Genomic DNA, 13,060 nt, shown 5'->3' with positions numbered 1-13,060 from the left:
ATTTTATTCACCGCTATAGGTTACGAAATTTCTAGGCGTTTCGTATAATGTGATTTTTAAATCAAATTCATTTTCTATTTTTAATCGTAACTTGTTATAAATTACCACAGCTATATTTTCAGCTGAAGGATTTATATCCATAAACTCCTCCACATCTAAGTTTAAATTTTTATGATCAAAAACATCCTCTATTTCTATTTTAATTAACTCTTTTAATTTTCCTAAATCATAAACATATCCTGTTTCTTTATCAATTTCACCTGATAAAGAAACAATTAACTCGTAGTTATGTCCATGATAATTAGGGTTACTACATTTTCCAAAAACCTTAAAATTCTTTTCATCAGACCATTTTTTATTAAATAATCTATGAGCAGCGTTAAAATGAGCTTTTCTATGTACAGTAACTTTTGGCATACATTATATAAGTTTATAAATTTTATCGTAAGACTCCTTAAAAATTATCTTAAACCATTCAGTATAAATTTCTGGTCTCTTAACAATATCTATTTTAACCTCTTCAAATGGCATCCATTTATAAGCTTCCACCTCTTCTTTGTTAATTAATGGAGCGTCATTAAATTTACCTACAAGTACATGATCTAATTCATGCTCAGTTAAACCATTATCAAAAGGAGCTTTGTATATAAAACTAAAAACCTCTTCAAGCTCACAAACAAATCCCATTTCTTCTTGTAAACGACGTTTGCCAGCTTTAATATTAGTTTCTCCGTCTCGTTGATGAGAACAACATGTATTTGTCCAAAGTAAAGGTGAATGATATTTTTCTTTAGCTCTTTGTTGTAACATTAACTCTCCGTTATCATTAAAAACAAAAACAGAGAAAGCACGATGTAATAGTGCTTTTTCATGAGCTTCAATTTTTTCCATTAACCCAATAGGATTGTCTTGTTCATCAACTAAAATAACCTGTTCTTTCATTTGCCGAAATTAATGAAAGCAAACTTACAAAATTGACAGCAGTTCAACAATTAATACTTTGAACGGTTTTATAATTAAATGTATCTTTGCAACCTTAAAATTTATAGATGAGTTTTTTAGAAGAAATACAGAAAAGACGTACATTCGGAATTATATCACATCCAGATGCTGGAAAAACAACCTTAACTGAAAAATTATTATTATTCGGTGGAGCTATTCAAGAGGCTGGAGCGGTAAAAAATAATAAGATAAAAAAAGGAGCTACTTCTGATTTTATGGAGATTGAGCGTCAAAGAGGTATTTCTGTTGCCACTTCTGTTTTGGCTTTTATTTACAAAAACAAAAAAATAAATATTTTAGACACACCTGGGCATAAAGATTTTGCCGAAGATACCTTTAGAACATTAACCGCTGTTGATAGTGTTATTGTGGTTATTGATGTAGCGAAAGGTGTAGAACCTCAAACAGAAAAACTTGTTGAAGTATGTAGGATGCGTAACATTCCAATGCTAGTTTTTATCAATAAGCTAGATCGTGAAGGAAAAGACGCTTTTGATTTATTAGATGAAGTTGAACAAAAACTAGGTCTTCATGTAACTCCTATGAGTTTTCCTATTGGAATGGGATATGATTTTAAAGGAATTTATAATATTTGGGAAAAGAAACTTAATATCTTTTCAGGAGACAATAAAACAACGATTTCAGAAGGTGTACAATTTAATGATGTCAACAACCCTGAATTAGATAAAATTATTGGAGAAACTGCTGCTCAAACATTAAGAGAAGAAATTGAAATGGTATATGGAATATACCCTCAATTTAATCAACAAGAATATCTAGAAGGAAAATTACAACCGGTATTTTTTGGTTCAGCATTAAATAATTTTGGGGTAAAAGAGCTATTAGATGCTTTTATTGATATTGCTCCACAACCACAACCAAAAAAAGCTGAAGAACGAGTAGTAGATTCTAAAGAAGAAAAGCTAACCGGTTTTGTATTTAAAATACATGCAAATATGGACCCAAGCATCGTGATCGTTTAGCCTTTGTAAAAATTGTATCCGGTACTTTTAAAAGAAACACTCCTTATTTGCATGTTAGGAACAAAAAGAAAGTAAAATTCTCTAGTCCGAACGCTTTTTTTGCTGAGAAAAAAGAAATTGTAGATGAATCTTTCCCTGGTGACATTGTAGGTTTACACGATACTGGAAATTTTAAGATTGGAGACACCTTAACAGAAGGAGAACAGTTAAACTTCAAAGGTATTCCAAGTTTCTCTCCAGAACATTTCCGTTATGTAAATAATGCTGATCCACTGAAGGCTAAACAACTATATAAAGGATTAGATCAATTAATGGATGAAGGTGTTGCTCAATTATTTACAATGGATATGAATGGGCGTAAAATTGTTGGTACAGTTGGAGCTTTACAATATGAAGTAATACAATATCGTTTGGAACATGAATATGGAGCTAAATGTTCCTATGAAAACATTTCTGTTCACAAAGCTTGTTGGGTACAACCAGAGGACCCTAAAAATGAAGAATTTAAAGAATTTAAACGTGTTAAACAACGTTATTTAGCAAAAGACAAACAAGGGCAATTAGTCTTTTTAGCCGATTCTGCTTTTACGATTCAAATGACGCAAAGCAAATACCCTAGCGTAAAATTACATTTTACGAGTGAGTTTCAGTAAACAATATTAAAACTATGAGTTGTCATGATAGCAATGCCACTAATTAATGCTGGAAAAACGAAAAGTAAATTATTGCTTTTCAGCTTTTTGTTTCTATTTACTTTATTTACTTTTTCACAAGAAAGCTTAGCTCTTTTAAAAGGAAAGGAACTACATAACAAAGTTCGATTAAATTTTATTCCTGTTCAGATGCCTTCGAACAAGTTTTCAAATTTAGAATCAACTATGGGGATGATGGGTTTACATTACCAAATACCTTTCAACAATTGGTTATATGGTGGCGCAGCAATGCATGCTGCCTTAACAGGAGATCAAGGGGGATTATTTACTTTAGGTGTTGAATTAGGAATTAATAAACAACTATACAAAAACTTATACTTTGACGCTAACTTCCATTTTGGTGGAGGTGGTGGTTACAGAAGATATGTTAATGACGGTGGTTTTATTAACCCAAATATTGGTCTACAATATAAAAAAAACAATTACTCTTTTGGTATTCAATATAGTCATGTGAATTTTTATTCTGGAGAAATAAAAAGTAACTCTGTTTCATTCTTTATAGAAATCCCTAGTCTTTTACGTTTTTCTAATTACGATACTGCTCATCAAAATTTTATTAATTCTGACCTGTCTTCAAGCGATTTTTGGAAACGTAAGGCTATTAACAATGTACAACAAGTACGTTTTGATTTTTTTATTCCATTTGGAAAATCAAAAAAAGATGACCGAACACCTTTAACTGAAACCCTATATGTACTTGGTTTTGAATATCAAAAATATTTAAGTGAAAACACATTCTTATTTGTACATACAGACGCTATTTACAAGGGATTACGTGCTGGTTTTATGGACTTATTTTTTGGTGCTGGTTTCCATCCATATCAATCTAAATTTATTAATCTTTTTACTAAAATAGGGATTGGAGCAGCAGGAGGTCGAATTGCTCCTGAAGGTGGATTAATGGTTTATCCATCTATTGGAGTAGATTTAAAACTATCAAATAATATTGCTTTAAGTGGCCATGGTGGGTATTACAGGGCACTAGCAGGAGATTTAGAAGCATACACCGTTGGTTTCGGTATAAAGTATATGGGGTTAAATGGAGGTACTAAAACATCTTCTGATGATAAAATTACTACTTTTAAAACTCAAGGTATAGCATTAAGTATTGAAAATCAATCATATTTTAATGTTGCTAAAAAAGACCCTCCTAATAAAATATACTCTGTCGATTTACAATTATTGGCGCTACAATTTAACTATGACCTAACCAAAAACACTTACTTAATTGGTGAAGCTGGTTTTGCTTATGAGGGACAATCAGGAGGATATGCACATGGTTTAGTTGGTTTAGGATTTAAGACAAATTCTTTTTTAAATAATAAATTAAATGCTTTCATTGACTTAACAGCAGGTGCAGCAGGCGGAGCTGGAGTTGATACTGATGAAGGTATTATCATTAGGCCCACAGCAGGTTTAAATTACAATATAACTAATAATTTTTCTCTTACTGCATCTGGCGGTAAACTATATTCGCCTTTTGGCAATGTCAAATCAACAAATATTAATATCGGATTTAACTTCAATTTTGCTAGTTTATCCGCTTCAAAATAATGTAAAATAGTTTTTAAAATTAAAAAGATGAATAACGGAATTTATGCAAAGTTCACTACTTCTAAAGGGAATATTTTAGTGAATTTAGAATACGAAAAAACACCTGGTACTGTTGGTAATTTTGTTGCTTTAGCAGAAGGTAATTTAGAAAACTCAGCAAAACCTCAAGGAACTCCTTATTATAATGGATTAAAGTTTCACCGTGTTATTCCTGACTTTATGATTCAAGGTGGTTGCCCACAAGGAACAGGAACAGGAAATCCAGGGTATAAATTTGATGATGAAATTCATCCTGAATTAAAACATGATGCTCCTGGTAAATTATCTATGGCAAATGCTGGACCAGGAACTAATGGTTCTCAATTTTTCATTACCCATGTAGCTACTCCATGGTTAGATGGTAAACATACCGTTTTTGGAAGTGTTATTGAAGGTCAAGATGTAGTTGACGCTGTAGCTCAAGAAGACGAAATGAATATAGAAATAATTCGTGTAGGTGATACAGCTGAAGCTTTTAATGCTGTTGAAGCTTTTAGAACTTTTGAAGGTGCTAGAGAGCAACGTGAAGAACAAGAAAAGGCTAAACAAAAAGAATTGTTAGACTCTGTAGCTGCTGGATATGATGAAACAGCAAGTGGATTACGCTACAAAGTTTTACAGCAAGGTGATGGTATACAAGCCACAAAAGGGGCAACTGTATCTGTTCATTATAAAGGACAGTTGTTAGACGGAACTGTTTTTGATTCTTCTTACAAGCGTAAACAACCAATCGATTTTGCTATTGGTGTTGGACAAGTAATTGCTGGTTGGGATGAAGGTATTCAGCTTTTAAAAGTTGGTGACAAAGCACGTTTAGTTATACCATCAAATTTAGCTTATGGTGAAGCTGGTGCTGGAGGAGTAATTCCTCCTAACGCTACATTAATTTTTGATGTTGAATTAATGAACGTAAAATAACTAAATAAATACGTATTTTTATATAAAACTCTCATTTTATGAGAGTTTTATTTTTTTATAAATATTCTATTAATTATAAATTAACATTCCTAACATTGAGTATAAGATTACTTAATGCATTTATGATATTTAGGTAAAGATATTTTGGTGTAAAAAAAGGAAATTTACATCAACCAAGCAAGACCTATAAATCATGAAAGCATTTTTTTTAATATCCATATTCTATTTAATTTCACTACATACTTTTAGTCAAGAAGTTTGTAAATCCTCAGAAGACACTATAACAGATTTAAATAGTATATCCATCAGTAAGTGCCAAATAAATAGTGCAAAAGAAAAAGAAGTAAAACCGATACGACGAAAAATAATAAGAACCACTAAGTCATCAAGAAAAAGAGTTACTAGCAGATTTAAAACAACTCCTAAACGTATAAAATCTAACTTAAGCTTAACTAATAATTTAAAAGAAGCATTAATTAACACATCTAATAACTCTACAAATAAAATTAACACTAAAAATATTTTATTTGAACTTGTAGATGAAATACCAATGTTTCCTTCATGCTTAAATGAAAATAAAAAAGAAAATATTGAATGCTTTAAAAACAAAATGCAAAGTCATTTTATCAATAATTTTGATCCAGAGACAATAGCAGAAGAAAATATTACAGGAAAAGTAATTATTCGATTTATTATTGGTATTGATGGAAGTATTAAAACCCCGAAAATATTAAGTTTAAAAAAGAGCAAAAAATTAAAAAAGGAAATCTTAAAAATATTATCTAAACTACCTAATTTACAAGCTGGTAAAATAAATGGATTGCCTGTTAATGTAGATTATGTTTTCTCAATTAACTTAACAAGTGAATAACAAAAAAGTAGGAAAAATTAAAATTCCATTAAAAAAAGAGGAAAAGTTTAAACTTTAACAATTACTGCATGAGTCCTGTAAAACAAAGGGAGAATGAATAAAAAAAGCAAAAAAAAACACTTAACTAGTTAATTTTTAAACAAATAATCGCTTGTTTTTGTAACTTTTTCCATATTTTTGCGTCATAATAATAGAACTTTACTTTGAAAAGCATTTTTAAAGTTGACGAAATAAATATTAATTTAAGTGTAAAGAAATTGTTATTTTTCTTTGAAATTAAAATTTGTTTTGTTATGTTTACCAAGTTAATCAAAATTATTAACCCCTAAATTAAGCAAGATTATGATGAGATTCCCCTTGTTAATTATAGCTATATTATGTTCTTTTATAGCTACAGCTCAAGAGCAATGTGCTACTCCAGATGAAAGTATTGCTGACCCAAATAGTATAACTAAGTGTGCAGTAGAAGATGTAAAAGGTGCTGATGGTTCAGCCAAAAAACAAGTATCAATTGAAGTCTCTACAAGAAGACGTGTTGTTCGTAAAAACAAATCAGCAGTATCTGCAATTGGTGGTTCAAGTAACTCTCATCAATTAGCTGATGTTAAGAAAAAAACTTTGTTAGTTGGTAAATTAGAGTTAGAAGATTCAGGAGAAGCTCTTAAAAAAATACCATTCAATATTGTTGAAGAAATACCATTATTTTCAAAATGTGAAAGTCAACCTCTTATTAAACAAGCTAAATGTTTTGAAGAGCAAATGAATAAACACATATTGAGAAATTTTAAATATCCTGAAGAAGCATTAAAAAAAGAGATTCAAGGTAGAGTGTTAGTTCAATTTACTATTAATGAAAATGGAGCTGTTCAAGATATCAGAATGCGTGAGCCTAAGGGTGGAGAATTATTAGAAAAAGAAGCTAAGAGATTAGTAACTGAATTACCTAAATTCATTCCAGGTAAACATAACGGAAAAGTTGTAAAAGTAAAATATGGTATTCCTATTACTTTTAAAGTTCCTGGATCAAAAGGAAAAGATAATAAAAATGCAGTAGCAAGAAAAGTAATCAAAAAAGCACCAGTTAAAAAAGTAGTACCTGTTGTTAAAGAAGAGCGTCTTACTAACATTATTAAATTTAACAAAGTTCAATCAATTCCTCAATTCAAGGCATGTGCTAAAGCTTCTGATTTTGAAAGATTAAATTGTTTTAATGAAAGAATGATTAGTCATATTCAAAGAAACTTTAACTACCCTGAAATCGCTGCAAGGAAGAATATTGAAGGAAAAGTATGGGTTACCTTTGTTATAAATAAAGAAGGTAAAGTAAGAAATGTACAAATGAGAGGTCCTAAAAATGGACAACTTTTAGAGTTAGAAGCTAAAAGGATGGTTACAAAGTTACCTAAGTTTATTCCTGGTAAGCAAGATGGTCAATTAGCTAATGTACAATACACGATACCTATTAATTTTAAATTAAACGACTAAGGTTTATCAAAATTCATCATATAACATAAATAAAAATCCTGAAACAATTAAGTTTCAGGATTTTTATTTATGATTCATTGTACAGAATAAACAAAACTTTAAAATATAAATAGTTTGAACATTTATTACCATCTACTGATTCTGAAAATTTAATCATCTATCATAAATTAGTTAGGATATTATAGTAAACCTTTAAAATAGTATCTTTGGAGTTATTATACATAAAAAAACAACTTATGACTATTATTGCAATGATACCTGCAAGATATCAAGCATCAAGATTTCCTGGAAAGTTAATGAAAGACTTGGCAGGAAAACCTGTAATTGTTAGAACTTATGAAGCAGCACTTAAATCTAAGCTTTTTGATGAAGTTTATGTAGTGACTGATTCTGAAATTATATCACAAACAATTCAGAACATAGGGGGAAAAATAATTATCAGTAAAAAAGAACATGATTGTGGTTCTGATAGAATAGCTGAAGCTGTTGAAAACATAGAAACTGACATTGTTGTAAATGTTCAGGGTGATGAACCATTTATTGATACAATATCACTAAAAAAATTAATCTCTGTTTTTAAAAAAGATACTACTAAAATAATTGATTTGGCTTCTTTAAAAGTTCCTATCAAAGAAAAAAAAGAAATTGAGAATTCAAATAATGTGAAAGTAATTACAGATGTAAATAACTTTGCAATATACTTTTCAAGAAGTGTTATTCCTTTTCGTAGAGAAAAGGATCAAAATATAACTTATTACAAACATAAAGGAGTATATGCCTTCAGAAAGTCAGCTTTATTAGATTTTTATAATACTCCCACAACACCTTTAGAAGCTGCTGAAAAAATTGAATGTATCAGATATTTAGAAGTTGGTAAGAAAATAAAAATGATAGAAACGGAAATTGAAAGTATTGGTATTGACACACCTGAAGATTTAGAAAAAGCAAAAAAATATTTATCAAAACAATAAATATGATTAAAAAACAAATTAAAGTTATAGCTTTCGATGCTGATGATACCCTATGGGTAAATGAAACCTACTTTAGGGAAGCTGAAAATACATTCGCTACTCTATTATCTAACTACGAAACAGAAAATAAAATACATCAAGAATTATATAAAAAAGAAATTGAAAACTTATCTATTTATGGCTATGGAATTAAGGGCTTTGTTATTTCTATGATAGAATGTGCTTTGGAACTATCTAACAATACAATTAAACCAAACACAATAAGTGAAATTATAAACATAGGTAAAGAAATGCTTCAAAAACCTGTAATAATTTTAGATGGTGTGATTGATGTTTTAGATAATTTAAAAAAGAATTATAAATTAATTGTTGCTACAAAAGGAGACCTATTAGATCAAGAACGAAAATTAGAAAAATCTGGTTTAATTAAATATTTTCATCATGTTGAAGTAATGAGTGAGAAGAAAGAAAATGATTACACTAAATTGATTAATAATTTAGACATTCAACCTAATGAATTTTTAATGATTGGTAATTCTTTAAAATCTGATGTCCTTCCATTATTAAACATTGGAGCTACAGCGATTCACATTCCTTTTCATACTACATGGGAGCACGAAAAAGTAAATCAAGATACAAGTAATCTAAATTATAAGTCCTTCTCAAAAATTATTGATATTCTAGGTTCATTATAATAAATATTTAATAGTTTATGAAATAGATTATTATTTAATCTTTTATTCTATTTTAAAAGAATAAAAACTAGTAAATTTGCACCAAATTTATAATTATGGCAAGTATAAAAAACTTAAAAAAAGATATTAATTATACCTTAGGAGATATCATTGAAGAATGTTATGTTTGGGAGCTGTTAAACCCTAAAGAAGATACAGCAAAATCTGAAGCTATTATAGATGAAGCAATAGCTACATTTGATGGTTTATTGGATAACGTGCATGCTAAAAATATTGAAAATAAAAAAAGTCATTTCAAGAACATTAGTAAAGAACTAGAAATCAAGGCTAAAGAACTAATACAAAAAGTAAATAGTTTATAATAAAAAATCCAGTTTTAAAAACTGGATTTTTTTTTGGTTAAATTTAACATTGTTTACATAATATTTTTTCGTAAATTACGATTAATAATTATAACTCAAATCCCCTGAAAATGGCAAGAGCTATGTATGACTACACTAAAACTGTGCTTAAAAAAGTAAGTTTTAACTCTGATTTGTTTTGTAAGGAATTAAAGAAAGCTTTGAATAGATTACTTCCTCACGAAATTAATGAATTAACAATTTGGCTTAAAGAATTTACGGCAAACAAGCCTGAACTTTATGTCTGCATGTCGATAGTTAAAAATTAACAAAAAAGGAAGGTATTAAAAAATACCTTCCTTTTTTTATTAATAGTAATTCGATTGTGTGCTTAGTTTTCATCACAATCACTATCTTTTGTACATTTATTTTGACTTGAATGATTATCTTTTAACTTAAAATTATTTTTCAAAAACATCAGATAACTATTACGTCTACTTATTCTTTTTCTAAACTTAATTTTCTCAGCCTGCTGTTTTGCTTTAATTCTGTTTCTCCCTTTAACAATATAAAAATAGGATCTTCTATTTACTTGATGTTGTTTTTCTGTACACTTTCTTTGATTTGCATTATTACAATCATTCAATAACTGCTCTTCTCCATAACCTATGGCACTTTCTATACTCTTTTTAGGTATTCCTCTAGATATAATATAATCTCTTGTTGATTTTGCTCTTTTATCTGATAAAAATTTATTGTATGCGTCTTTACCTCTACTATCAGTATGAGATTCAATTTTTAATACAATCTCAGGATGGTTTTTCATTACCGTAACAATATTCTCTAATTCATATTCTGCATCTTCTCTAATATACGATTTATTGAAATCAAAATAAATTGGATTTATAACAATTTGATCTCCTACTATTAAAGGAATTAATTTTAAATCAACATTTATAACTTTAGTTTCTTTAGACATAGTATCAATAGACTTTTGATCTGATCTATCGATCTAGTTTACTGGCTTTAATAACATATTTTGAATCACATAATACTTTTTCAAATTTATAATTTCCTGAAGAATCCGAAATGGTTTCATGCATTACTTCACCAGAAGTGTTTACTAATTTTAGTATCGCGTCAGCTATTATATTTCCAGTTTTAGCATCAACAGTAGTTCCAGTTATAGTTTTAGTGCATATCGAAGGAGGTGTATATATATAATAACTATAAATATCATCATCTCCTTTACCTTGTTTCCTATTAGAAGAGAAAAAACCTTTTTTTCCATCTTCATGAATATAAAAAGCAAAATCGTCTCTTTTACTATTAAAAGGTTCTCCTAAATTTGTAACCTTTGTAAAAGTAGAATCATTTTTAATTTTTGATTGAAAAATATCAAGTAAGCCTAAGCCTAAATGCCCATCTGAAGAAAAATATAAAGTATTATCATTTCCTACAAAAGGGAATTTTTCTCTATCTGAAGTATTAATTTTATCACCTAAATTAATAGGATCTCCAAATTCATTATTTTCTTTAATTTCTACCTTATAAATATCTGAAGCACCAAAACCTCCAGGCATATCAGAAACAAAGTACATTAATTTGCCATCAGGACTTAATGCAGGATGTCCAGTAGAATACTCATCACTATTAAAAGGTAATTCAAATAAATTGGTCCATACTCCATTAATGAATGATGCTTTATATATTTTTAAATTAACAGATCTTCTTTTGTCATTGCTTACTCTTTTACCATTATAATTATTTCTAGTAAAATATACGGTTTTACCGTCTTTAGTAAAAACTGGTTTTCCTTCATGGTACCTAGTAGTAATAGGCTCAGGAAAAATTTTAGGATCATATAACTCTAAAACCGTATCCTTTACATTATCTTCTAACGTCTTAATATTTTCTTTTGCCTTATATATATTAAGAAATGGTTGATTATTCCATTTATACAAACGTTGTTTTTTACCTTGTTTTGGAGCCGCAGAGGCGTAATAAACATTTCCTTTTAAAATAAAACCACCATAATCTGAGTATGGAGTATTGACCGCGAGGTTTCTGATACTTATTTTTTTGTCCTTATTACTTGAGTAATCAAGTAAATAATCCTGATTTTCTAATTCTATTTTTCTATTACTATTGTCATTTTTCTTAGACAAAACAAGGAAGATAGAATCTGATTTTTTATAATTACCTACACTTCTTAGTGTTTGAGCGTACTTAAATAAATACCTATCTGATATCTCATTTCTATAATTTTTAACTAGTTTTTCATACCAAATTAATGATTCTTCAGTATTAGCATTATTATAATAAGAATCAGCAAGCCTACTTAAAACATGTTTTGAAGTATCTCCTTTTTTTAGAACTAATGATTTATATAATTCTGCTGATTGTACATAAGAAAACTCTTCAAAATACCTATCAGCTACTCTCCTACTTTGTGAAAAAGTGGTCTTAACACCTATTACTATCAATAATATTAATAATATTTTTTGTGATTTCATTAATTTTATTTTTTGTAGTTTAAAAGAACCTTGGAGATTTATATTTGTACTCTTTGAATATATCATACCTAATCATAACTTCATGAGTTCCTGAATTGGTTACATTATAATTAGAAGTGGTTAAATCATAAGCATATCCTATTAATAATGAATCCGTTGCTTGAAATCCTAAAAGGGCACTCATTGAATCTCCCCATCTCCATGACATACCTGCTCTAAATTTATCATTAAATAAAAAATTAGCAGAAACATCTAAAGATAATGGAGCACCAGATACAATTTTGGTTAACGCAGCAGGTTTAAATTTAATATTTTCATTTAATTCAAAAACATAACCAGCTATTAAGAAAAAATGCATTCTTTCAACCGCTGTTGTTGTTGTAGATGCCAACTTTTTATCATAATGTTCAGTTCTTATAAAATTTGGTACGGATAAACCTATATACCATTCAGGTTCATGATAATATATTCCTGCTCCTATTGTTGGTAAGAATTTCCCATTAATATTTCTAGCAAATAAAGCTTCATCCTTTACCAACCTTCCTTTGGTCCAATCAATATTTAATATCCTTCCACCTAACCTAAGTCCAAAAGCTAAATTTCCTAATTCTCCAGTATCTACCGTATATGACAAATTTCCGTCAAAATAAATTTCATGAGATGGTCCAATTTTATCATTTACTAAATTTAATCCAAGTCCTAATCTCGAGTAACCTATTGGAGTATCATAACTTAAGTTTTGTGTGTCAGGAGCTCCATCAAAACCTACCCACTGAGTTCTTCCTAAAGCTGTAATAACAGCATGACCTCTTGAACCAGCATATGCAGGATTAACACTTAAAGTATTAAACATATACTGAGTAAACTGCGGGTCTTGTTGTGCATAGGCATTTGTTATTAAACAAATGCCTAGTATGCAAGCTAGTATTGAAATTGGTTTCATTTTATAGTTTTATTGTATTAAAATATAAT

13 protein-coding genes and 1 pseudogene are annotated in these 13,060 nt (G+C 29.0%); 9 read left to right on the top strand and 5 right to left on the bottom strand.

Annotation, left to right across the window (positions count from 1 at the left end):
* Positions 1-3 precede the first annotated feature (3 nt).
* Both ACMFBB_RS18625 and idi read right to left on the bottom strand, forming a co-directional pair.
* Positions 4-417: a 6-pyruvoyl trahydropterin synthase family protein gene (locus ACMFBB_RS18625; protein WP_435262235.1), complete on the bottom strand. Its 414-nt coding sequence runs from the start codon at positions 415-417 to the stop codon at positions 4-6.
* Positions 418-420: 3 nt separating this feature from the next.
* Positions 421-942, bottom strand: a complete 522-nt coding sequence (idi, locus tag ACMFBB_RS18620) for an isopentenyl-diphosphate Delta-isomerase (protein WP_435262234.1) — start codon at positions 940-942, stop codon at positions 421-423.
* Positions 943-1,049: 107 nt separating this feature from the next.
* Here idi and ACMFBB_RS18615 point away from each other — a divergent pair.
* From ACMFBB_RS18615 to ACMFBB_RS18575, 9 genes and pseudogenes are all read left to right on the top strand, one after another.
* Positions 1,050-2,638, top strand: a pseudogene (locus tag ACMFBB_RS18615) (peptide chain release factor 3).
* Positions 2,639-2,662: 24 nt separating this feature from the next.
* Positions 2,663-4,252 carry a hypothetical protein gene (locus ACMFBB_RS18610; protein WP_435262233.1) on the top strand — a complete coding sequence of 530 codons (1,590 nt, stop codon included), beginning with the start codon at positions 2,663-2,665 and terminating at the stop codon, positions 4,250-4,252.
* Positions 4,253-4,279: 27 nt separating this feature from the next.
* Positions 4,280-5,209 (top strand): peptidylprolyl isomerase, encoded by a 930-nt coding sequence (locus ACMFBB_RS18605; protein WP_435262232.1) that lies wholly within the window; start codon positions 4,280-4,282, stop codon positions 5,207-5,209.
* A 193-nt stretch (positions 5,210-5,402) separates the two neighbouring features.
* The gene (locus ACMFBB_RS18600) at positions 5,403-6,080 is read left to right on the top strand and encodes an energy transducer TonB (RefSeq protein WP_435262231.1); all 678 of its coding nucleotides are present in this window, start codon (positions 5,403-5,405) and stop codon (positions 6,078-6,080) included.
* A 342-nt stretch (positions 6,081-6,422) separates the two neighbouring features.
* Positions 6,423-7,565: an energy transducer TonB gene (locus ACMFBB_RS18595; protein ID WP_435262230.1), complete on the top strand. Its 1,143-nt coding sequence runs from the start codon at positions 6,423-6,425 to the stop codon at positions 7,563-7,565.
* A gap of 236 nt (positions 7,566-7,801) precedes the next feature.
* Complete coding sequence (gene kdsB / locus ACMFBB_RS18590) at positions 7,802-8,536, top strand: 3-deoxy-manno-octulosonate cytidylyltransferase (RefSeq protein ID WP_435262229.1); 735 nt, start codon at positions 7,802-7,804, stop codon at positions 8,534-8,536.
* A 2-nt stretch (positions 8,537-8,538) separates the two neighbouring features.
* On the top strand, positions 8,539-9,231 hold the full coding sequence (locus ACMFBB_RS18585) for an HAD family hydrolase (protein ID WP_435262228.1): 693 nt from the start codon (positions 8,539-8,541) through the stop codon (positions 9,229-9,231).
* Positions 9,232-9,326: 95 nt separating this feature from the next.
* On the top strand, positions 9,327-9,593 hold the full coding sequence (locus ACMFBB_RS18580) for a hypothetical protein (RefSeq protein WP_435262227.1): 267 nt from the start codon (positions 9,327-9,329) through the stop codon (positions 9,591-9,593).
* 110 nt (positions 9,594-9,703) lie between these two features.
* Positions 9,704-9,901: a hypothetical protein gene (locus ACMFBB_RS18575; RefSeq protein ID WP_435262226.1), complete on the top strand. Its 198-nt coding sequence runs from the start codon at positions 9,704-9,706 to the stop codon at positions 9,899-9,901.
* A 62-nt stretch (positions 9,902-9,963) separates the two neighbouring features.
* Here the strand turns inward: ACMFBB_RS18575 and ACMFBB_RS18570 are convergent, their stop codons facing one another.
* The 3 genes from ACMFBB_RS18570 to ACMFBB_RS18560 are packed head-to-tail and all read right to left on the bottom strand — an operon-like array spanning position 9,964 to position 13,031.
* On the bottom strand, positions 9,964-10,551 hold the full coding sequence (locus tag ACMFBB_RS18570; protein ID WP_435262225.1) for an OmpA family protein: 588 nt from the start codon (positions 10,549-10,551) through the stop codon (positions 9,964-9,966).
* Positions 10,552-10,576: 25 nt separating this feature from the next.
* Positions 10,577-12,088 (bottom strand): OmpA family protein, encoded by a 1,512-nt coding sequence (locus ACMFBB_RS18565; protein WP_435262224.1) that lies wholly within the window; start codon positions 12,086-12,088, stop codon positions 10,577-10,579.
* Between the two features lie 19 nt (positions 12,089-12,107).
* Positions 12,108-13,031: a PorP/SprF family type IX secretion system membrane protein gene (locus tag ACMFBB_RS18560; protein WP_435262223.1), complete on the bottom strand. Its 924-nt coding sequence runs from the start codon at positions 13,029-13,031 to the stop codon at positions 12,108-12,110.
* Between the last annotated feature and the right edge of the window lie 29 nt (positions 13,032-13,060).

The organism is Tenacibaculum sp. nBUS_03, from assembly GCF_051201695.1.
Classification (GTDB): domain Bacteria; phylum Bacteroidota; class Bacteroidia; order Flavobacteriales; family Flavobacteriaceae; genus Polaribacter.
Note: the sequence above shows the minus strand (reverse complement) of the source record. Positions and strands in the feature narration are given on the sequence as shown.